A 20,557-nucleotide genomic window follows, 5' to 3' on the forward strand; every position below is an offset into this window, starting at 1 on the left:
TTTTACCTCCTGGAAACCTGAATGGCCTTGAGAGCGGCTGCGGTGGATGATTGAGTAGTTGTCACGACATCAGCAGCTTTTTTGGCACAACCAGCTGCAATAATGGCCTTATCCAGATCAGAAATGACAAAACCACTGCTATCGAGATTCATTGCAATCGGAGCACCCTGAACCGCGAGTTCTGGCTGCATGCCTGTTGCCAGAACGACCATGTCCACCTTTTGCGATATTTTTGCTCCGGTAACTGCGTTCTCGGCGACCACAGTGACGCCGCCGTCTGACTCGGAATTGATCTGGGCCACTTTCCCCTTGATGAAAAGGGCATTCGCGTCGCTCATTCTTTCTTCACGGAACTTTTCGTATTTCCCCGGGGTACGAAGGTCGATATAGAATACATAGATCTTTGCATCAGGATATTGCTCTCTGACATAGGACATCTGTTTGAAGGTCGCCATACAACAGATATGTGAACAGTATTCCAGATGATTCTCATCACGCGACCCAGCGCACTGGACAAAGGCGATGGAATCTATCGCCTTCCCATCACCGGGACGATTGATAACACCTTTGGTGGGTCCATTGGCAGAGGCCATCCGTTCCATCATCATATTGGTGATAATAGCGTCAGATGTTCCGAATTTCAGATTATCTATCTTTTTGGCATCGTAAGGCGCCCAACCAGTAGCCCAGATAATTGAAGATACCTGGATTTTGATCGATTCAGTCTTCATATCGAGATCGACAGCATCATATTTGCATGCGCTCTTCACCGCATCTGCGCCAACCGTGGATAATGATGCTTTCTCGATAACATAACGTCTTGGAAAGGCCATCTCGTGCGGTAGATACGCAGCTTTGCACATATCCATTCCAAAGTTGAACGCATTTGGGATTTCATCCGGGCAGGCAGCAGCGCAATCGCCACAGGCAGTACAGTTGCTGTTCACATAGCGTGGCGCAATTTCTAGAGTAACTTCGTAATTTCCAGGACCACCGGCAACCGACTTCACCGTAGTCATGGTGTAGGTTCTAATTCGCCTGTTGGCCTTTATCCTCTTGAAATTAATCTCCAGCCCACAACTTGGAGGACAAAGTTTCGGAAAATATTTGTTCAACTGGGCAACACGTCCGCCAAAACTTGCTCCCTTTTCTATCAATACCACGTCATTCCCGACCTCAGCGGCTTCCAGGGCTGCAGTCAGCCCACTGATACCTCCGCCTACGACCAAAATTGCACCGGAGGTGCCTTGCTCGTCAGTCATACTGTCCTCCATTGATTTCACTTAAAATATGTACTATCGACATGCCTCTAACATCACCCAACCATCGAGCAGTGAGAAAAACATATCAACTGTTGGCCTGGAATTTCATCACACAAACAACCTTTTATCCTATATCGGATTGAGAACCTAGATATTTCTCCAACCGATATAAAATAAAAGGCTACATAATAAAAATCTCCAGGAATCAATGACTCCTGGAGATTTTTACTTCAAACGACTACATCAATGAGCTGTTAATTACAGCCACGGATCGGTTGCGATAATGTTCACATTTTGAACCTTCTCGACCTTCCATTCCTGGGTATCCGGATTGAAGGTGGAGTTGACGAAACACTTCCAGTTCTCGTCATCACAGGTGGGGAAATCCGACCTGTAATAGAATCCTGGGTAACGTGATTCCTTACGGAACTCGATATGACGGATATGGGACTCAACACACCAGATGCGGTGGTAATTCTCCCAGCAGCGGAGCAACTCATGGAGATCACCGGCAGCCATCTTCTCAGAATCCTCGCGGAGCAGCTTGAGCAGATCAAGGCAGATGTTAAGCAGCTTCCCTGAGGTCATATAGTAGGTAGCGACACCACCACCATACTCATCGGTGGCCTTCATCAGACGCATCATCAAGCCAGAAGGCTTGCAGTAATTGGGATTAACATCGGCAGCAGTAGAGGCACCGACGAATTCCACATAGCGCCGTACCGGTGCATAGATCTCATCAGCCAGTTCTTTGGCGGTCTGTTTCAGTTCAGGTTTGAAGCTGGCGTTGTCACGAACGAATTTTACCATCTGCTTGGCAGCGATACGGCCCTCTGCATGAGAACCGGAGCTGAACTTATGACCGGATGCGCCGACGCCATCACCAGCGGTGAAGAGACCGTCAACAGTGGTCATGCGGTTGTAACCCCATTTAAACTTGTGTGCACGGGACGGATTCTGAATGTCCGGTACCCATGATTCTTCCGGTCCGGAGGTCCAGATACCGCAGCAACCGGAGTGAGATCCAAGCATGTAGGGCTCGGTCGGCATGATCTCAGATCCGATCTTCTCAGGCTCGATGTTCATACCGGCCCACAGACCGGCCTGGCCACAAGACATGTCAAGGAAGTCTTCCCATGCCTCAGACTCGAGGTGCTTCCAGTACTTCTGAACTGCTTTCTCGTCCATACCCTTGGCACGACGATCCTCAAGGAAGGCATTGAGGGCGACATCGGTAGCCATGTAGATCGGGCCACGTCCAGCCTTCAGCTCGTTGAGCATCAGGTGGTTACGCAGACAGGTCGGGGTAACGGGAGACTGACCGTACGGCATGAACTTGGCCAGTTCGTCCTTGACGGAGTCGCTATTGGCATAGAACTCGCCCAGGCCATTCTGTACCTTGGCCTTGAACAGCAGGAACCATGCGCCAACCGGGCCATAGCCATCTTTGAAACGAGACGGGGTGAAACGGTTTTCCATCATGGTCAGTGTAGCGCCGACCTGAGCGGCCAGGGTATAGGTGGAACCTGCGTTCCATACCGGGTACCATGCACGGCCCTTGCCTTCACCGGTAGACCGGGGACGGAAGATGTTTACTGCACCGCCGCAAGCTATGCAGCAAGCCTTGCAACGGAAGATGTGTACGGCGTTTTCACGGGTAGAGAAACCAACCGCACCGGCAATCTGGTTTGGTTTGTTTTTGTCAAGAAGCAGCTTGACGATAAAGATACGCTCGAGAATATTGTCAGCGCCCAGAGCGGTCTTGGCGGGCTCTGCAACGATGCATTTATAGGACTCACCGTTGATCATGATCTGCCATTTACCGGTTCGAACCGGCTCGCCACCCTCACGCAGGGTCGGTGCCGGCTTGGCGCCGTCAAGAGTCTCACCATTGGCGTCCTTCTTCCAGATTGGAAGACCCCACTCTTCGAACAACTTAACAGACTCGTCTACGTGGCGGCCGCAGTCATATACGAGGTCTTCACGAATAACGCCCATCAAGTCGTTCCGGACCATCTTGACATAACTTTCAATCGGGTTGCTGCCAATATAGGTATTGATTGCAGAGAGGCCCTGGGCAACAGCACCAGAACGCTCGAGAGCAGCCTTGTCTACCAGAACGATCTTCATGTCGGCCGGCGCCCACTTCTTAACCTCGAAAGCAGCACCACAAGCAGCCATACCGCCACCGACGATCAGAATATCCACATCATGCTCAACGATCTGCGGATCCACTACGGCAGGAATTTCACCTTTGGGTTTATTTGGCAATGCCATATCTACATCTCCTATATACTAAAGATTATGTTGGAATTTCGAACTCTATCCTAACCGATATTATTTAGGGGTAGGAAGGTTACCCTCGAGAAGCAGACATTCATCATCCAGACTGCCGCCCATCTGTCCTACATAAGCATTGGCGGCACCCTCAGCGGTGGTACGAACAGGGAATTTGAAACGTTTGATGTTCCCATTACGGAATTTGACTGTCCACATGATGGAATCGGCACTACGCATCGGATGCACCTGGCCACCCATCGGGACAAAGTCGTCATAACCACGAACAAAAATTGCACCCTGCGGACAGATCTTGACACAGGAGTAACACTCCCAACATGCATCAGGCTCTTGGTTGTAAGCCCTCATCTCTGCTTTCTCAAGGACCATGAGGTCATTGGGACAGATGTACATGCATGCGGTCTTGTCTCCACCTTTGCAGCCATCACATTTGGAAGGATCTACATAACTTGGCATTAAACTACCTCCTCAGTTTGTTTTCACTGTTGTGATCCTGCACATGCAGGACCCACTTTACCTGTACTCAATCCGAGTCACTGCAAAACTACAACCTGGTAATCAGCCAGATAATCTGCCCAACCACCAATTGACACCGTGAAGTAATTTCAACCAGAAAAGTCATGTGGTATAAATGAATGATTACTCATTTTCCAAGAACTTTTTTATATATTGTTGCCCTGTAATTGTCAAGATAATTTCAACAAACACCGCAGCTAACACACTATGTGTAATCGTTTCGCACCAATACTTCCCGCGCCTTGGAACCATCCGCCGGCCCGATGACTCCCTCCTGTTCCATGGCCTCAATCATCCGTGCAGCTCGATTGTATCCAACCCGTAGCCTTCTCTGCAGCATTGAAATTGACGCTTGACCGGATTCAGTTACAATCGCAACGGCTTCGTCGTAACGCTCATCATGTTCCGGAGGATCATCGTCACCCCTGCCCCCATCTTCTGCTTCAATTTCATCGAGTATCGACTCGTCATAGACAAATCCACCCTGATTCTTCAAAAATTCGACCACTTTTGTCGTTTCAGCTTCCGATATGTACGCGCCGTGAATTCTTTTGGCGCTGGAGGTTCCCGGGGCGAGAAAAAGCATATCTCCCGCACCGAGAAGGTGTTCAGCCCCCGATGCGTCGAGGATAGTGCGCGAATCGATCTTCGACGACACCTTGAACGAGATCCTGGTTGGAAAATTGGCCTTGATCAATCCCGTCAAAACGTCAACTGAGGGTCGCTGAGTGGCAAGGATCAAATGTATGCCTGCCGCTCGCGCCATTTGAGCGAGGCGGGCAATCGCCGTTTCGACGTCTTTTGACGCGACCATCATCAAATCAGCGAGCTCATCAACGATAACGACGATATAAGGTATCTTTTCAGTAGCCTGCTTGTTATACGAATCAAAATTCTTGACTTTGGCTTCTTCAAGCAGACGATACCGCCGTTCCATCTCCCTCACTGCCCAGTTCAACGCCCTTGACGCCAACCGCGGATCAACCACCACCGGATGCAACAGATGAGGAATGCCTTCATATCCTGACAACTCAATCCTCTTTGGATCTATCATCAGGAAGCGCACCTCCGCCGGAGTTGCATTAAAGAGAATGGAGGCGATGATCGTATTGATGCCGACACTCTTACCGGCACCGGTTGCCCCGGCAATCAGCAGATGTGGCATCTTTGCCAGGTTGTCCATGACTAGATTTCCAACGACGTCGAGCCCGAGAGCAATACTCAGTTTGCCGGAGTTGTGTCGATACGCCTCCGCCCCTATCAGGTCTCGAATATAGACAATCTGTCTCTTTTCATTCGGAATTTCAATACCTAATGCGGCTTTTCCCGGTACCGACCCAACCACCCGAACCGATTTTGCCCGCAGACCCAAGGCGAGATCATCTGCTAAGCCAACTATTTTGTTAATTTTTACCCCTGGGGCGGGGGAATATTCGTAAGTCGTTACCACCGGACCTGGAGATATACCAATGACCTTGCCGGATACCCCGAAATTGCCCAGTTGTTCTTCAAGCTGCTGAGATATCATATAATAGGTATCTTTCCCCACCTTTTCCTGAATCTGCGGATTAGCATCCAGCAGTGTCAGTGGAGGAAGTTGCCATTCCCCGCGGGTCTGTGATCGGTGCGTATTTTTTTCTTCTGCGATCTTAACTTCCAGAGGCTTGGGTACTTCCTTGACCAATGGCACAGCACCTGAATCCTGTGGCGGGTGTTCGACAGCGCCACCCTTGCTTCGACGGTTGCGTGATATCATCGGCTGGACGTCGCTGTCGGTTTCATCCCTCACCACCGGTCGACGGGGCACATTAACCATAACCTGCCATAATTCCGTAAGAAAACAATATGGCGAAAACCGGGTGGCGAGCATCATCGAGAGGAGAAGGACGAGAGCGAGAAAAAGGATTGTCCCCGGTCCACCAATCATCGATTGAAAAAATAGGAATATCCAGGTCCCAAGCAGACCTCCGGATTCGATGAGCAGGAGATTTTTTAATGCAAGCGACGACAGCAAACCACAAAAGGCGGTCAAGGCTAGCGCTAGCCCGAACATGACCTCAAGCAGGCGTGTTACGGTGATTTTTGGCCTGAAAAGATGGAGAGCGAAAAGGAACAGCAGAATGACGATGTAATAGGCTCCCCAACCAGTGAGTCCGAGAAGGGTCCGGGAGATTGTTGCACCAATCTCTCCACACCAGTTCTCCTCATTGTTGAGAGTGCGGGAGAGAATACTGAGGAGCAGGAAAAGTGAACCAAAAACGCCGAGCAGGGCAAGCGTTTCCTGTTTGAATCCAGGCTGTGGTTTTTCTGAAGGTGATACCATAAACAGCGCCGTACTCCGAATAACGTTCCTTGACTCCTGATCGATTATCTAATTGATATAACGGGAGTATGCAGAAAATGCAAGTCGGGGTGGCATGCGAAACTTCACCCGCGGAGGATTTTTCTCACTGCATCAAGAACACCGTTGACAAATGAGGGGGAGTCATCGCCACCAAAACGTTTTGCTATCTCGACGGCTTCGTTGATAGCAACTTCATCCGGCACATCTTCGATATAGAGCATCTCGCATACAGCCAGCCTGAGAATGTTCCTCTCGGCTACGGCAATCCTCGACAATCTCCAATTGACAGCAGCCTGCTTTATCAGATCATCGATCCTTTCACGGTTGGCGAAGGATAATCGCAATAATTCCAGGGCATACGAACGACCCTTTTTGCTGACATTAAAAAGTCCACAAAAAAGCGCGAATCGATCAGCCAAGTCTTCCCGTTCCAGTTCAGCCGGTTCGGAAAAGTCCTCCTGAAAGAGATACTGGAGTGCGGCCTCACGAGATTGTCGGCGAATTCCCATAAATAATGAACGACGAAGGCGAGGCATCAAAACTGGCATGGCATCGAAAATCCAACGCCGAGCAAGACCAATTGATGCCGATGGAAGAGAAGATCCGATCTCAAATAGAGCGGAGTGATTACAGAAGGTTGGAAATCAGGTTGGCCATCTCGATCGCTGCAACCGCGACATCCGCCCCCTTGTTTCCAGCCTTGGTGCCGCTGCGTTCGATCGCCTGTTCTATCGTTTCGGTAGTCAATACCCCGAAGAGGACCGGCACCCCTGTCTCGAGACCAACCTGGGCGGACCCCTTGGAAACCTCGTTGACGACCACATCGAAATGAGGCGTCGCCCCGCGAATGACTACCCCCAGACAGATGATCGCGTCGTACTTCTGCGATCCGGCCAGTTTTTTGGCGATCAGGGGAATCTCAAATGCGCCCGGGACCCGCACGACATCAATGTCCGAGGCTTGGGCCCCGGAACGTTGGAGGGTATCAAGAGCCCCCTCGAGAAGCTTTTCAGATATAAAGGAATTGAAACGGGCAACCACGATCCCGAATTTCCTGCCATCCGCCTTCAAATTCCCTTCAATAAAATTTGCCATTATTCTCACCAGAAATTTTCAAACAGCGCTCATCGCCCACAGCAGTACCTCAAAACTATTCAAGTACCTCAAACAGGTGGCCCATTCTATCACGCTTGCACTGCAAATATTCCTTGTTTTCGGGATTTGACAGTATTTCGATTGGATATCGAGCAACCACCTCGATGCCATAACCCTCCAGGCCGATTATCTTTTTGGGGTTGTTGGTCAATAACGCCATCTTTTTCACCCCGAGGTCCCTGAGGATCTGGGCCCCGATGCCATAGTCCCGCAAATCGGCCTTGAATCCCAGTTTGAGGTTGGCCTCGACGGTATCCATCCCCTGGCTGTCCTGCAGATAATAGGCCTTCAGCTTATTGATGAGTCCGATCCCTCTCCCTTCCTGTCGCATGTAGACGAGAACTCCGCATCCCTCCTGGTCGATCATCCTCATCGCCGCACTCAACTGGACCCCGCAGTCACAGCGCGAAGACCCGAACACGTCACCGGTCAAACACTCGGAATGAACCCGCACCAGGACTCGGTCGGCCTTCGAGATATCCCCTTTGACCAGGGCGATGTGGTGGTGCTGGTCGACATCGTTGGTATAGACGATCGCAGTGAAATCCCCGGCATGCTCGGTCGGCAACCGTGCCTCCGCCGCCCGGTGGACAAGCACATCCTGCCGCAATCGATAGGCGACGAGATCGGCTATCGTCGCGATCTTCAGACCATGCTTGGCTGCGAATTTCTCAAGATCGGGCATCCGTGACATCGTCCCGTCATCGTTCATTATTTCACAGATAACGCCAGCCGTGGTCATGCCGGCGAGTCGGGCGAGATCGACGGAACCCTCCGTTTGCCCGGTCCGCACCAGTACCCCACCCTGCTTGGCCCGCAGTGGAAAGATATGCCCGGGGCTCACCAGGTCGCCCGGCTTGGCGTCTTTTGCCACCGCCACCTGGACTGTGCGGGCTCTGTCGGCAGCGGATATTCCGGTCGACACCCCCGTTCTGGCCTCGATACTGATGGTGAAGCCGGTACCGTAAGGCGATTTGTTATCGCTCACCATCATCGGCAGCTGCAACTTGTCGACAAGGTCCGGACTGAGGGTCAGGCAAATCAATCCCCGGCCATACGTCGCCATGAAATTGATCGCCTCGTCGGTTACGGCCTCGGCCGCCATACAGAGGTCACCCTCATTTTCACGGTCTTCATCGTCAACCAGGATGATCATCTTCCCGGCCTTTATATCTTGAATCACTTCCTCAATCGAACTCACGGCCATATTAGTCACACATCAGAAAAAGTTTGAATTCCCCACCTTCGGCTCACCTGAAAAACCCATGCTCCGCCAGGAAAGCGGCATCTATGCCTTGCCGTCCGCCGTCGACGGCGGACGGTTGGATTTGCGGCCCGAGGAGTCTCTCGACATACTTGCCGATAATATCCACTTCAATGTTGACACGTTGCCCAACCTTCAGCGAACATAATGTCGTCATTTTTATGGTATGCGGGATGATGGACACGGAAAATTGTCCTGCAGAACAGGAATTGACCGTCAGGCTGATCCCATCGATCGCGATTGACCCCTTCTCGACAATATAACGGCTCTGCTCTTTGGGCAATGAAAAGGTGAAGATCGTATAATCACCGAGAGGCTTTCGACTGCTGACCACGGCGACACAGTCGACATGCCCGGAGACCAGATGTCCACCCAATCTATCGGAAAGCCGAAGCGCCCTCTCCATATTGACGAGATCACCGCTGCTCAACTCTCCCAATCGGGTACGGGACAGGGTCTCGGGGGAGACGTCGGCGCTGAAACGACGTCCGGATATGTTGTAGGCGGTCAGGCACACTCCATTGATGGCAATGGATTCACCTTCCTGAGGATCATCGAGTGCAAACCCCGCCTCGAGGTCAAAGGCGACTCCTCCACCAATTGTCCTTTTCCCCAAAAGCCTGCCTGTCCCTCCAATTATTCCGGTAAACATCGCTCTACATCCAGTCTTGATCAGGCGGCCCGTTCAATATCTTCCGCCTTTTTCTCATAGCTTTCGGCTATGCCGTGATGTCGAAAATTCCGGTGGATCGAGGCCACGGTGCGGTAGGCGTCGGCCGCTTTTCCCTTGTTGCCGGAATCGAGATAGATCAGGGCCATCTCCTCAAGTATCTCCACCGTCCCCCGCGGATCATTGTTGTGATGATAGCTGTCGAGCAGGTTGAGACAGGTCTCGATAGCCTTCGGGTAATTATTTTGTCCTCGAAAGACTTCGATCAACTTCTTCTGCAGAGCAATCATGCTCATCTGGTCCTGCAACTTCTCGCAAATTCCCCAGGCTCGCTGATAATGCTCCAGCGCCTGCTTGAACTCCTTCCGCGCCAGGCAGACATGCCCCAGTTGGTTTGAGGCATTTGCGATCCCCGCCTCGTCCCCTCTTTCGTCAAAACCAACCAAGGCATTATGCAGCGAGACGGCCGCCTGAGGGTATTCTCCGTTCTGGAGAAATCGCCGTCCCTCGTCATAGTCAGCCCGCACCGGGTCGGCAGGTTCGGTGTTGTTTCCGTCTGCCAGCGGGCCGATGGAATCGATATTTTGTAATGTTGTCGTCATGCTGTTTTCTCTCCATGGATCGCGCTGATTGCCTTCACTGCCTCAGCGGCTACCGTCGTTGTACTTGCCTTCCCGTTTTCCCTGACGATCAATGCGGCGTTATCGTCGCGCAGGACCATCAACTGCAAAGCGGCCTCCGTGGCCTTGACCCGCCCCAAAAGCCGGGCAATGAGCCCACGCACCTGGGGCTCCGGATGCTGCAGGAAATGGAAGAGATTAAAAAAAGGCGTATCCCGAATGAGATCCGGCCGTGTGCGGGCGATCTCGCCCATCGCCCATATAACCTGCATCTGGGTTGATTGCTCGCCGATATAGCGGAGCAGGTACCGGGTGAAGGCCCCGAAGATATCCGGCCGCTCGGCAATGACGTACCCGATGGCCTCGACCATCCCCCACGGCGTAGCGGCAGAGTCGGAACAGGCCTCGAAAAGGCGGTGCAGGAGCTCGGAGACCTGACCGGGTTCGCGGCTCGCTACCCGAGCGCTGACCTGACCAATCACCCAGGCGGTATGCCATCGTTCCTCCTCGTCAGGGTCATAGAGCAGCCGCTGCATCAGGCGCAGGGTTTTCTTGTCGTCAAAACATGACGCTACCAGGCCATCAATATCAGCCCGATCAACCATTTCCTTGACCGCCTGTTTCGTTGCCTTTCGGCGGACCCGATCCCTTGCAGGCGCGGCCTCCATTATCGGGACCCGCCCCTTGCCGATGGGTGCAGACTCGACAACCTGGTGATCTTTTTTTTCCTTCAGCCGTTGGGCCAATTCCGACATCTCGGTGTGCAGCCGGACAAAATACAACACTCCGCGTACATAACGGCCGTCTATATTCTTCATCTCGACGACCTGATGCAGGCTCTCGTCGTAATTTTCGATGCGGCCGGTCAGATAGTCATCCTCCGGCATCAATTCCCAGGCCAGATCCCAATTGTCACCGCAGGCGTAGACCAGGGCCTCGACCATCGCCGCCCCTACATTATGTCCGGTAGCGTCACAGGTATACACCGCACCGCACTGGCAGGTCCCCACCGGAAACTCCGTCAACTTGCGGGTGGGGGCCTCCGTTGGACGTCCGACCGTCTGTCCGCAGAAGGGGCACCACGGCCTTTTCTTCAACTTTTCCTTTGCCATACGTTCCCGCTTTCCAATCCTGTGCAATCAGGATCAGTTCATTTTTTCACGCAGCCGGGCAGCAAAGTTCGGATCAACGGAATAGCCAAGCTCTTTTGCCTTTTCCAGATGTTTCATTGCAGTCGCATATTCCCCGCTGAAATACAGGGCAACGGCAAGGTTGTTGTGAGCAAGGGGAGAGTCGGGTTCCAATTCCAAACCCCTGCGTGCGGCGGCGAGGGCCCTCTCGTCTTCCCCCTTCATTGTCAGAAGAGAAGTAAGGTTCATCCACACGGTGGCCAGTTGAGGATTATACTGGAGAGCCTTTTCATAGGCCTCGAGCGCCTGGTCCAATTCATTGCGCTGCTGCCTGATCAACCCTAGATTGGCATAGGCCTGCGCCCCTTCGGGGTGAACTGCGATCGCCTTTTCGTTGAGCGCCAGTGCCTTGTCGAGTTTCCCCAGTCCGAAGTAAATAGCGCCGAGATTGATCATCGCGTCCCCATTCAAGGGGTCAATCTCGATCGCCTTCTCCAGGGCGGAAATTGCCTGTTCCGTTCTGCCGGCTTTCATGTAAACCAGACCGAGATGGTGGAAGGCCGTGACCGAATTGGGATTCTCCCGGCACTTCTTCTCAAACTCAGCAATAACCTTTGGCAAATCTTCCCGCAACTGTTCCGTCATGCTCTATCCTCAAGGTTTATATTCTCATCATTAGACCATCCGCCACAACAAAACGAGCAGCAATCAGGGAGATCGAACCGAAATGAAGGGCAGTTTTAATGTAACACAAATATTCAGCAGTCGCCGGCAGGTGTGGAGTGATCACCTCATCTTCAGGCGGGTACACTATAGACAGCTTCATCCCACTTGCAAGGGGAAAATAGCCGTTGGACCCGACTCGCCAGGGCCGGGCCATCTTCAGGAATGGCTATTCTCCGAGCAGGAGATCATGAGTTCCTTCTGCTGATCAGCCAGCACCGTTTTCGCACAAATGACATCCCTGCCAATCTGCGACGCGAGCTCGGCCACGCTGGAAAATTTGTGCTCACCACGAAGGAATTTCAATAGATTGATCTTGATTGGCTTACCGTAGATGTCCTGATCAAAATCGAAGATATGAGTTTCCGCGACCAGGTCCTGGCCACCGAAGGTCGGATTGTGGCCGATATTCAGCACCCCTCCATAGCACTTTCCCTCGCAGATGACCTGAGCGACATAGACACCGTGCCTCGGCACCAGATCCTCGGGGTCGACCTGCAGGTTGGCCGTGGGAAAACCGACCTCCTTCCCCCCCCGCTGCTTTCCAACCTGAACTTCTCCCCGGATCTGGTATGGCCGTCCGAGAAGTATCCAGGCTTCCTCCACCCGCCCCTCGGCAACCAGTTGCCGGATCTTCGTCGAACTTACCAGAACACCGTCAAGATAGTAGGCTTCAACTACCGTCACCGGAAAACCCTTCAGCCTTCCCTTCTCCCGGAGAAATGTGATATTTCCGACCCGACCCTTGCCGAAGGCGTAATCATACCCCACAACCAATTCCTTCATGCCAATCCGCCGGAGGAGAATATCGTCGACGAAATGTTCCGCCGAAGTCGCAGCAAACTCGAGGTTGAATGGAATGATGAGCAGGGCATCGATGCCGGCCATCTGAATGAGTTCGATTTTCTGTTCACAGTTGGAGATCAGTTTAATACCGCCAGGACGCAGGATCCGAAGCGGGTGCGGTTCGAAGGTGATGGCAAGACTCGTACCTTTTCTTCTGTAGGCCTTATTTGCCACCTCGGCAAACAGCATCTGGTGTCCGAGGTGGACACCGTCAAAATTACCAATGGTGACGCAAACATCGGCAAAAGGTTCGACAATATCCTCTATCTGTCTATATATGTGCATAATATTCGATGTGGGTGTTCTTTTTTTTAACCTGTCACAAGAAAATCTTGACAAACGGAGGCCCAGGAAGCATATTCAACCCCGTTGCCGAAGTGGCGGAATTGGTAGACGCGCTAGGTTCAGGGTCTAGTGGGGGTATCCTCGTGGAAGTTCGAGTCTTCTCTTCGGCACCAATTTAAGTTCCATCGACGTTCCCTGAAGTCCATGAAGCCCGCAGCCGAAAAAGGTTTGCGGGCTTTTTCATTTTCTGCTGTTCCACGACGAAAAAACACCGCCCTTTCCCCGCTTCTGATTATCCTCGAAATGTGGATGCCCGGCAAACCGGGTATCGCCACCCTTCACGTCAACACCTTTGGTCTCTACCTGCAGCAATACAAAATGAATTTGTAGCGCGAACCCGAATGCGGTACCCCGGAAACCGACCGCGAGGGGTTGTCAAGGACGCAGCATACCCAGCGGAAATTCAGTCTGATATTACAACCCGTCGGCATGGAGAAACTGGTCGGTCCAGGATCAACGGCAAGAGATGAAAAATACTCTTAATCCGTTGTCAAGTCAACAAACACCGCTACCCTGCCAATCGTAACCCAAGGGACAATTGTACCCCCTGCCGTCTGAATTGATCCGAGGTCCACTCCCGTCTTCTGCCTCAAGGCCGGCAAAGGCCAAACAGCAGTGGTTAACAGACCTTATCTATGCCTTGACTGGCAAAATAAAAAAACCTATTATGGCTGCAGTCTGCAAACCGCCTCTTCTCTCGACTGCCATCGATAGATCTCGCGTAAGATATTTTCTAATCTCTCAAGGAGTTAAGCATGCTCGAACTTAAAAAAGGTGTCGACATCCTGACCGCTGTCGGGGCCATAAAGTCAATTGATGCAGCCAGGAATTTACTCGATGCACGACTTGACCAGGCGAACAAAGACAAACTGGCCAGAATCACCAATGAGGACGCCCTTGTCAAGATTGCCAACGCGATCTCGATCTGCGGTCCCGACAAGGTCTTCATCAACACCGGCAGTGAAACGGATGTCCTGTGGATTCGCAAGCATGCCTTGGATAAAGGGGAAGAGCGGCCACTTGCCAAAAAAGGACACACCATCCATTTCGATCTCCCCGAGGATCAGGCCCGCCTGGTCAATCAGACTTATTATATCATCAACGAAGGCGAGAAGATGAGTTCCCTCGCCAAAACGATCCTCCGGGCCGAGGCCCTTGCCTACGTCCAGCAATACATGCGGAACATCATGAACGGCAAGGTGATGATGATCGGGTTCTACAGCCGGGGGCCGGTAGGGGCCGCGGCAGCCCAGCCGGCGATTGAGATATCTTCATCCGCCTATGTCCTGCACTCGGCCGAGCTGCTGTACCGCAACTGTTATGCCGAATTTGATGCCGAGGCCATCCGGGCCGGCCTGTTCTACACCAACCTCCACTCGGAAGGAACCAACCGATCCGAGGACGTGCCCAATGCCAGGATCTTCATGGACCGCAGCTGGATGACGACCTTTGCCACCTTCTGCACCTATGCCGGCAATACCCTGCTCCTGAAGAAGGGCAATCATCGCTTCACCGTCGACTACGTCACCTATTACAAAGTGGAAGAACAACTGTCCGAGCATATGTTCATCACCGGCCTGACCGGTCCCGGCGGCCGCAAGACCTTCTTCGCCGGGGCCGCTCCCTCGGGCTGCGGCAAGACCACGACCGCCATGGTCGGAACCGATTTCGTCGGTGACGACCTGGCCCAGTTCTGGATCGCCGATGACGGTACGTTGCGGGCGATCAACCCGGAAAAGGGTATCTTCGGCATCGTCGAGGACGTCAATCGGGAAGGCGACCCCTACCTGATGGACTGTCTGCGGGGAGAAGGGACCGAGGTCATCTGGTCGAATGTGCTGGTCGATGAAAACGGTGTCCCCCACTGGGTAGGCCACGGGGAAGAGGTTCCGGCGAGTGGCTCCAACTTCATGGGCGAGTGGTATGAAGGCAAAGTGGATCACGAAGGCAATGTGGTCCCCCTGTCGCACAAGAATTCCCGGTGCACGCTGCTGGCCTCGGCCATCGCCAACCACGCCACCCAGGCTGCCGAAGACCCGCAGGGAGCACCCGTCAAGGTCATCACCTATTCCGGCAGGGACTCGGACACCATGCCGCCGGTATGGGTTGCCAGGAACGCCGACGAAGGCGTCGTCATCGGCGCCTCGATCGTCTCCAAGGCCACGGCGACCGAGGTCGGGGCCACCGGCGTCCGCCGTCAGCCCTGGGCCAATGCCCCGTTTATCCCCGGCGCCCTGGCCGACTATATGGCCGCCCAGTTCCAATTCTTCAATTCTTCGAAATTCAGTGATGCCGGCAGGCCCATCATGGCGGGGCTGAACTATTTCCTGACCCACGAAAATCGACAAGGACCGGGCAAGGGACTGCTCGGGGAGAAAAAGGACGTCAAGGTCTGGCTGGGATGGCTCGAGAAGTTCGCCCACGGGGATGTCACCGCCATTGCCACCCCTATCGGCTTTCTGCCACGCTACGATGATCTGAAACCGCTGTTCGCAGACATCGGCAAAGAATACCCGAAAGAACTGTATAATATGCAATTCTCCCTTTATATCGACAAGATAATCGCCAGGATCGACCTGCAGCGCGATGCCTACAGCAAGGAGGCGGAGATCCCGGCCAAACTGTTTGAAATATACGCCCGGCAAAAAGACGAGTTGAGCGCACTGAAAGAGAAATACGGTTCAGTCGTACCCGTCGACGCCCTGGCATAACCCCCCTTCTTCGACTACCCGCCCCGAACGCCGACTTGCGGGATAACGGCATTCGGGGCGGTCTCCAGACCTCCCCGTCTTTCCGGATACAGACCCCGTCTCCCCACTGTCGAAAGATCCGTGCCGCCGTGGCCGACCCGAAGGGAGGATCTACCCGGTTATTTGGGAGACCAGGACCTTGTCCACCCGATTGTGATCCATATCGACGACTTCGAAACGACAACCTCCATGTTCCACCAGATCGCCTTCCGAAGGGATTTTGCCGAGAAGGTAGATGATCAGGCCGCCGGTCGTGATATAGGCATTCTTTTTCTCCCCCGGGAAAGTATCATCAATCCGCAATTGCTGTTTGAGACGTTCGACCGGCACACTGCCATCGACCAGCCATGATCCGTCCTCCCGTTCCACAAAATCCATTTCAGCGGGATTATCGGATGAGGCCAGATCGCCGACGATGGAGGCCAAGACGTCGGATAACGTCGCCAGGCCCTGTACCTCGCCGTATTCATCAACGACCAGGGCACACTCCGAGTTGGCCCTCCTCATATTTTCGATCAGCTGCGTTGTCGTCACCCCTTCCCACAGATACAACGGCGGCTGCAGCCAGCGTTCGACCGCCAGTCGCTCATGCCCCAGTGCTGCCTTGAGAAGGTCGCGGATCCGCAGGATACCGAGAATCCGATCCAGGCCTCCGCGGCAGACGACCACCTGAGCAAAGGGGCAGTCGGCAATTTGTTGCAGTATTTCCGCTTCAGGGTTGTCGAGGTCGACCAGGTATATCTCCTGGCGAGGCGTCATCACCGCCCTCACACTTTGCTCATCGAGGCGGAGGACATTGGCCACCAATATCTTCTCGCTCTCATGGAAAACCCCTGCATCCGCACCTTGTTTCATCAACAGCCGGATCTCGGCATTGGTGACCGGCGGTTCCTGGCCTCTATCCTGCCTGAGAAGGCGCAGCACCAGGTTTGACGATGCCGCGAGGAGCCAGATCAAAGGCTGGGCCACATAGGCCAGTACCTTCATCGGCAGGGCAATGATCATGGCTATCTTCTCCGGTGCCATGAGACCCAGCTGTTTGGGGACGAGTTCTCCAACCACGACGGAAAAAAAGGTCAAGGTGACGATGACGACCGAGATTGCCATGCCTCTGGCGTACGGCTGTACCGAGGGGAATCCGGTGAGCCATGACGAGAGTGGATCGACCAGCGCCGTTTCGCCGATGGTACCACTGAGAATGCCGACCATCGTGATCCCCACCTGAACCGTGGACAAAAAGGGGACGGGTTCAGTCTTCAAGCTCAGCGCCGCCTGGGCCCGACGATTTCCCGTGTTGGACAGCTTCTGCAGGCGAAACTTGCGACAGGATATAACGGCAATCTCCGACATCGAAAACAGCCCATTCAGCAGGATGAGTACCAACAGCGCGAATATATCCATGATCGACAATCCTTCGGTCTTTGACAGGGTTGGGTGCAGGCCGGTCCACCATCGTTTCGAATCCTCCGATTCTACAGCCGTTTTCCGGCAATTGCCATTGCGATCCCAATTCTTTCGACGATGCAAGCATAAGCTATTGATGTCGATTTGATTTGCAATCCGGATGAGGAATACTTATGTTCTAAACGCTTTTAAAGATCCCCAGCAATTCCAACAAAGAACAATAACCGGAGCAAAGGTGCCGTCGATGACGAGGTCCTTGCCGGTCCCAGTTTACCATCGGCCGCGAATTCAGATCGGGAGAAATCATTTATGTCCAATCAAGATCAACAACCACCCTGGGGGAGAAGAAACAGACCACAGACCCCCGAGGAACTGGTCGCACAACTCATCAAAAAACTGCAGCAATTCTTCTCCGACTCGAAAAAGCCGGCGCCGGAAGGCGGCAACGGCAACTCTCCCGCCAGTGGTCCCATCAACCCGTTCGCCAACATAGGTAAAATCTTCACCGTGATTCTGGTGCTGATTGTGCTGCAGGGCATCTATCTCTCGGTCTTCAAAATCGCCCCGGGAGAGATCGGGGTTGTGTTGCGACTGGGCCAGTACCTGCGAAGCGCTGCCCCAGGCCTGCATTTCAAGGTCCCCTATGTCGATACCCTGTACAAGGTCGATACGGAAAGCATCCGGAAGGAGGAATTCGGGTTCCGCACCCGGACGGGAGGCCAGACATCGTTCGAAAGGACCGGGTATGAGGTGGAATCGCTCATGCTCACCGCCGACAAAAATGTCATCAACGTCGCCTGGATTGTCCAGTACAAGGTCAGCGATCCTTATACCTTCCTCTTCCAGGTTCGAAATGTGCAGCAGGCGATCCGCGACGCCTCGGAAAGCGTGACCCGGCGAATCGTCGGCAATATGGACTTCGACTATGTCCTCAGCTATCGTGAACTGCTCGCGGCGGAGGTGAAGAAGGAACTGCAGGCCCTGCTCGACAAGCTGGAAGCCGGGGTCGGCGTAGTAACCGTCCAGTTCCAGGACATCAACCCTCCCGACCCGGTTAAACCGGCGTTCAATGAGGTTAACGAGGCCGACCAGGACATGAAACGGCTGGTCAACGAGGCGCAGGAGACTTACAATCGGGTCATCCCGAAGGCCAGCGGCGACGCCAAGAAGATCATCCAGGAAGCACACGGCTACGCCGCAGCCAGGGTCAACAACGCCAAAGGCGAGACCGAGAGATTCACCGATATCCTCAAGGAATACAAGAACGCCCCCGATGTCACCAGGCAGCGGTTATATCTCGAGGCCATGCAGGAGATCCTGCCCAATGTCGACTCCGTCTATATCATCGACAAGGATCAGCAATCGCCACTCCCCCTCCTGAATCTCTCCGGCGCGAAAGGGTCAGCCGCCCCGGAAGCGAAAAAGCCGCTCAATTAGAAGGAACCCAGAATGAAACATATACTACGTTTAGCCCTTGCCGGTATCGTTCTGTTCGCGATCATCCTCGTCTACGACGGCGTGTACGTCCTCGAAGAAGGAAAGCAGGTCGTGGTCACCCAGTTCGGCGCCCCGGTGGGCAAGCCGGTGACCAAGGCCGGACTCCACTTCAAGATCCCTTTCATCCAGATCGCCAATTTCTTTGAGAAGAAAATACTGATCTGGGATGGTGAACCCAACCAGATCCCGACCAACGATAAAACCTACGTCTTCCTCGACGTCACCGCCCGCTGGCGGATCACCGATGCCTTGAAGTTCATGCAGGCGGTGAAGACGGAAACCAAGGCCCAGTCCCTGCTCGATGATATCATCGGCGGCACGGTGCGCGACATGGTGAACAAGAACGACCTCATCGAGATTATCCGTAGTTCCGACTGGTCTCCGGAATCGATGTCGCCGACCACGGACGTTATCGGCACCAAGCCGAAGCAGGGACGCGACAAGATTGCCATCACCGTCCGCGACCAGGCCGCAAAGCTCACACCACAGTACGGCATTACCCTGATCGATGTCATGATCAAGCGGGTCAACTATATCGACTCGGTTCAGCTCACGGTCTTCAACCGTATGATCTCGGAGCGGAAACGTATCGCCGCGGAAAAACGCTCGATGGGGGAAGGCCAGAAAGCCGAAATTCTCGGCCGGGTAGACAAGGAATTGAAGCAGATCATATCGGAGGCCAACCGGGAGGCAACCACCATCCGCGGCAAGGCTGATGCCGAAGCGACCAGGATCTACGGCCAGGCCTATACCCAGGACCCCGAATTCTATGCCTTCCAGAAAACACTGGAAAGCTATCGGGATATTGTCGGCAAAAACACCTCTCTCGTCCTCTCTTCGGACACCGATCTGTATCAGTACCTGAAGAGTATCACCGGACAACGGCAGTAATCGCTGCACCGGGGGAAAAGGAGAACCGATCGCCTCTTCCCCTTTCCTTCTTGTTCGGCTTAACGGTTGTCTGGGGAATCAGGATATCCCTCGGTCAAGCCCTTCGCTCATGCCCGGGTAGGCTGGAGCCTGGTCCCGGCTGTAACGGATGCGCCCCTTGGCGATCAGCAGGCGCTGGAATCTCGCCAGTTGCTCGTCGTCCAGGATCTGTTCCACCCCCAACTGGTCAAAACGACAGTTGCAGCGATTGAGCTGCCCCATACACCAGGGGCAGACCTCCACCGGACAGCCGAACTGGTGGTACTCCCCTTCCAGGGTGAAACAGATCGGACATTTCTCCTTCGCCGACGGTGCGGCCGAGCTGTACTCCATCAGCTCTCTCAAGGAATTGCAGGCCTTGTGAAAATCCTCCTGCGCCGGGTAACCGAAAAAGGCCAGATACTCCTCGTCAAGGTCCGGCCCGTTTTCGCTGATATATACCACCCGATCGCCATCCATCGCATAGAGATACTCAAACCCGTGGGTGATGACGGCCAACAGCTTCACGCCCTGACGGGAGGCCACCTCGACCATCTTCTCCACCGGTTCCTCACGCACCTCGGGCAATGAACGGTAGAACTCACGCAGGAGAAGGAGCGCCGGGACATCATCGTTGTACCTGGCAACCACCTTCATCGCCTCTCCGTAGCTCTCCTCCGCTACCGCATACCGCACGTAAATCTCGATCTCCTCCGTCAATTTCCGGGCTCGACCGCTGTTCTTCACCACTGCCATACCACCACTTTGCATCCTGATTTTTTTTTTGTTAATTTCACCACCAACCAGGCTCACCCCAGTCAGCG

The 20,557-nt window shown here is 53.7% G+C and carries 18 protein-coding genes and 1 tRNA gene; 5 read left to right on the forward strand and 14 right to left on the reverse strand.

Features of this window, described 5'->3' with window-relative positions; translation table 11 throughout:
* Nucleotides 1-2 precede the first annotated feature (2 nt).
* The 12 genes from ACWGKN_RS18435 to ACWGKN_RS18490 all read right to left on the reverse strand — a co-directional run bounded on the left by ACWGKN_RS18435 (nucleotide 3) and on the right by ACWGKN_RS18490 (nucleotide 13,113).
* Nucleotides 3-1,262: an NAD(P)-binding protein gene (locus ACWGKN_RS18435; RefSeq protein WP_424255448.1), complete on the reverse strand. Its 1,260-nt coding sequence runs from the start codon at nucleotides 1,260-1,262 to the stop codon at nucleotides 3-5.
* Between the two features lie 258 nt (nucleotides 1,263-1,520).
* Complete coding sequence (gene aprA / locus ACWGKN_RS18440) at nucleotides 1,521-3,539, reverse strand: adenylyl-sulfate reductase subunit alpha (RefSeq protein WP_035234272.1); 2,019 nt, start codon at nucleotides 3,537-3,539, stop codon at nucleotides 1,521-1,523.
* A gap of 60 nt (nucleotides 3,540-3,599) precedes the next feature.
* A complete protein-coding gene (gene aprB, locus ACWGKN_RS18445) occupies nucleotides 3,600-4,016 on the reverse strand; it encodes an adenylyl-sulfate reductase subunit beta (protein WP_035234270.1) in 417 nt (138 codons plus the stop codon).
* A 265-nt stretch (nucleotides 4,017-4,281) separates the two neighbouring features.
* Nucleotides 4,282-6,399: an FtsK/SpoIIIE family DNA translocase gene (locus tag ACWGKN_RS18450; protein WP_035234268.1), complete on the reverse strand. Its 2,118-nt coding sequence runs from the start codon at nucleotides 6,397-6,399 to the stop codon at nucleotides 4,282-4,284.
* Between the two features lie 104 nt (nucleotides 6,400-6,503).
* Nucleotides 6,504-6,968: a transcription antitermination factor NusB gene (nusB, locus tag ACWGKN_RS18455; RefSeq protein ID WP_424255451.1), complete on the reverse strand. Its 465-nt coding sequence runs from the start codon at nucleotides 6,966-6,968 to the stop codon at nucleotides 6,504-6,506.
* Nucleotides 6,969-7,047: 79 nt separating this feature from the next.
* Complete coding sequence (gene ribH / locus ACWGKN_RS18460) at nucleotides 7,048-7,515, reverse strand: 6,7-dimethyl-8-ribityllumazine synthase (protein ID WP_035234265.1); 468 nt, start codon at nucleotides 7,513-7,515, stop codon at nucleotides 7,048-7,050.
* A 55-nt stretch (nucleotides 7,516-7,570) separates the two neighbouring features.
* Nucleotides 7,571-8,782: a bifunctional 3,4-dihydroxy-2-butanone-4-phosphate synthase/GTP cyclohydrolase II gene (locus tag ACWGKN_RS18465; protein ID WP_035234263.1), complete on the reverse strand. Its 1,212-nt coding sequence runs from the start codon at nucleotides 8,780-8,782 to the stop codon at nucleotides 7,571-7,573.
* A 43-nt stretch (nucleotides 8,783-8,825) separates the two neighbouring features.
* The gene (locus ACWGKN_RS18470) at nucleotides 8,826-9,491 is read right to left on the reverse strand and encodes a riboflavin synthase (RefSeq protein ID WP_424255454.1); all 666 of its coding nucleotides are present in this window, start codon (nucleotides 9,489-9,491) and stop codon (nucleotides 8,826-8,828) included.
* Nucleotides 9,492-9,511: 20 nt separating this feature from the next.
* Nucleotides 9,512-10,111 carry a tetratricopeptide repeat protein gene (locus ACWGKN_RS18475; protein ID WP_424255456.1) on the reverse strand — a complete coding sequence of 200 codons (600 nt, stop codon included), beginning with the start codon at nucleotides 10,109-10,111 and terminating at the stop codon, nucleotides 9,512-9,514.
* Nucleotides 10,108-11,241 carry a DVU0298 family protein gene (locus ACWGKN_RS18480; RefSeq protein WP_035234258.1) on the reverse strand — a complete coding sequence of 378 codons (1,134 nt, stop codon included), beginning with the start codon at nucleotides 11,239-11,241 and terminating at the stop codon, nucleotides 10,108-10,110. The genes ACWGKN_RS18475 and ACWGKN_RS18480 overlap by 4 nt, the downstream gene beginning before the upstream one ends.
* A gap of 33 nt (nucleotides 11,242-11,274) precedes the next feature.
* Nucleotides 11,275-11,904 carry a tetratricopeptide repeat protein gene (locus tag ACWGKN_RS18485; protein ID WP_424255460.1) on the reverse strand — a complete coding sequence of 210 codons (630 nt, stop codon included), beginning with the start codon at nucleotides 11,902-11,904 and terminating at the stop codon, nucleotides 11,275-11,277.
* Nucleotides 11,905-12,141: 237 nt separating this feature from the next.
* Nucleotides 12,142-13,113, reverse strand: coding sequence for a bifunctional riboflavin kinase/FAD synthetase (locus ACWGKN_RS18490; protein WP_035234252.1), 972 nt, complete (start codon nucleotides 13,111-13,113; stop codon nucleotides 12,142-12,144).
* Between the two features lie 86 nt (nucleotides 13,114-13,199).
* Between ACWGKN_RS18490 and ACWGKN_RS18495 the strand changes: the two genes are divergently transcribed.
* From ACWGKN_RS18495 to ACWGKN_RS18505, 3 genes are all read left to right on the forward strand, one after another.
* Nucleotides 13,200-13,286 (forward strand) — tRNA-Leu (locus tag ACWGKN_RS18495).
* A gap of 31 nt (nucleotides 13,287-13,317) precedes the next feature.
* Nucleotides 13,318-13,503, forward strand: a complete 186-nt coding sequence (locus ACWGKN_RS18500) for a hypothetical protein (protein ID WP_452095764.1) — start codon at nucleotides 13,318-13,320, stop codon at nucleotides 13,501-13,503.
* Nucleotides 13,504-13,928: 425 nt separating this feature from the next.
* Nucleotides 13,929-15,884, forward strand: coding sequence for a phosphoenolpyruvate carboxykinase (GTP) (locus tag ACWGKN_RS18505; protein WP_035234248.1), 1,956 nt, complete (start codon nucleotides 13,929-13,931; stop codon nucleotides 15,882-15,884).
* Nucleotides 15,885-16,034: 150 nt separating this feature from the next.
* Here the strand turns inward: ACWGKN_RS18505 and ACWGKN_RS18510 are convergent, their stop codons facing one another.
* A complete protein-coding gene (locus ACWGKN_RS18510; protein ID WP_424255464.1) occupies nucleotides 16,035-17,324 on the reverse strand; it encodes a hemolysin family protein in 1,290 nt (429 codons plus the stop codon).
* 312 nt (nucleotides 17,325-17,636) lie between these two features.
* On the opposite strand from ACWGKN_RS18510, the gene hflK reads away from it, so the two are divergent.
* Both hflK and hflC read left to right on the forward strand, forming a co-directional pair.
* A complete protein-coding gene (hflK, locus tag ACWGKN_RS18515; protein WP_035234242.1) occupies nucleotides 17,637-18,764 on the forward strand; it encodes an FtsH protease activity modulator HflK in 1,128 nt (375 codons plus the stop codon).
* Nucleotides 18,765-18,776: 12 nt separating this feature from the next.
* Nucleotides 18,777-19,715: a protease modulator HflC gene (gene hflC, locus ACWGKN_RS18520; protein WP_035234238.1), complete on the forward strand. Its 939-nt coding sequence runs from the start codon at nucleotides 18,777-18,779 to the stop codon at nucleotides 19,713-19,715.
* A gap of 78 nt (nucleotides 19,716-19,793) precedes the next feature.
* Here the strand turns inward: hflC and ACWGKN_RS18525 are convergent, their stop codons facing one another.
* Complete coding sequence (locus tag ACWGKN_RS18525; protein WP_035234234.1) at nucleotides 19,794-20,489, reverse strand: RING finger protein; 696 nt, start codon at nucleotides 20,487-20,489, stop codon at nucleotides 19,794-19,796.
* Nucleotides 20,490-20,557 lie beyond the last annotated feature (68 nt).

The organism is Desulfoprunum sp. (assembly GCF_053613775.1).

What these genes read in the sequence shown, in the direction of transcription:
- ACWGKN_RS18465 (WP_035234263.1), bottom strand. Translation starts at nt 8,782, where the DNA reads ATGGCCGTGAGTTCGATTGAGGAAGTGATTCAAGATATAAAGGCCGGG.
- ACWGKN_RS18475 (WP_424255456.1), bottom strand. Translation starts at nt 10,111, where the DNA reads ATGACGACAACATTACAAAATATCGATTCCATCGGCCCGCTGGCAGAC.
- ACWGKN_RS18505 (WP_035234248.1), top strand. Translation starts at nt 13,929, where the DNA reads ATGCTCGAACTTAAAAAAGGTGTCGACATCCTGACCGCTGTCGGGGCC.
- ACWGKN_RS18470 (WP_424255454.1), bottom strand. Translation starts at nt 9,491, where the DNA reads ATGTTTACCGGAATAATTGGAGGGACAGGCAGGCTTTTGGGGAAAAGG.
- aprB (WP_035234270.1), bottom strand. Translation starts at nt 4,016, where the DNA reads ATGCCAAGTTATGTAGATCCTTCCAAATGTGATGGCTGCAAAGGTGGA.
- ACWGKN_RS18435 (WP_424255448.1), bottom strand. Translation starts at nt 1,262, where the DNA reads ATGACTGACGAGCAAGGCACCTCCGGTGCAATTTTGGTCGTAGGCGGA.
- aprA (WP_035234272.1), bottom strand. Translation starts at nt 3,539, where the DNA reads ATGGCATTGCCAAATAAACCCAAAGGTGAAATTCCTGCCGTAGTGGAT.
- ACWGKN_RS18450 (WP_035234268.1), bottom strand. Translation starts at nt 6,399, where the DNA reads ATGGTATCACCTTCAGAAAAACCACAGCCTGGATTCAAACAGGAAACG.
- hflK (WP_035234242.1), top strand. Translation starts at nt 17,637, where the DNA reads ATGTCCAATCAAGATCAACAACCACCCTGGGGGAGAAGAAACAGACCA.
- nusB (WP_424255451.1), bottom strand. Translation starts at nt 6,968, where the DNA reads ATGCCAGTTTTGATGCCTCGCCTTCGTCGTTCATTATTTATGGGAATT.
- hflC (WP_035234238.1), top strand. Translation starts at nt 18,777, where the DNA reads ATGAAACATATACTACGTTTAGCCCTTGCCGGTATCGTTCTGTTCGCG.
- ribH (WP_035234265.1), bottom strand. Translation starts at nt 7,515, where the DNA reads ATGGCAAATTTTATTGAAGGGAATTTGAAGGCGGATGGCAGGAAATTC.
- ACWGKN_RS18510 (WP_424255464.1), bottom strand. Translation starts at nt 17,324, where the DNA reads ATGGATATATTCGCGCTGTTGGTACTCATCCTGCTGAATGGGCTGTTT.
- ACWGKN_RS18500 (WP_452095764.1), top strand. Translation starts at nt 13,318, where the DNA reads ATGAAGCCCGCAGCCGAAAAAGGTTTGCGGGCTTTTTCATTTTCTGCT.
- ACWGKN_RS18525 (WP_035234234.1), bottom strand. Translation starts at nt 20,489, where the DNA reads ATGGCAGTGGTGAAGAACAGCGGTCGAGCCCGGAAATTGACGGAGGAG.
- ACWGKN_RS18490 (WP_035234252.1), bottom strand. Translation starts at nt 13,113, where the DNA reads ATGCACATATATAGACAGATAGAGGATATTGTCGAACCTTTTGCCGAT.
- ACWGKN_RS18480 (WP_035234258.1), bottom strand. Translation starts at nt 11,241, where the DNA reads ATGGCAAAGGAAAAGTTGAAGAAAAGGCCGTGGTGCCCCTTCTGCGGA.
- ACWGKN_RS18485 (WP_424255460.1), bottom strand. Translation starts at nt 11,904, where the DNA reads ATGACGGAACAGTTGCGGGAAGATTTGCCAAAGGTTATTGCTGAGTTT.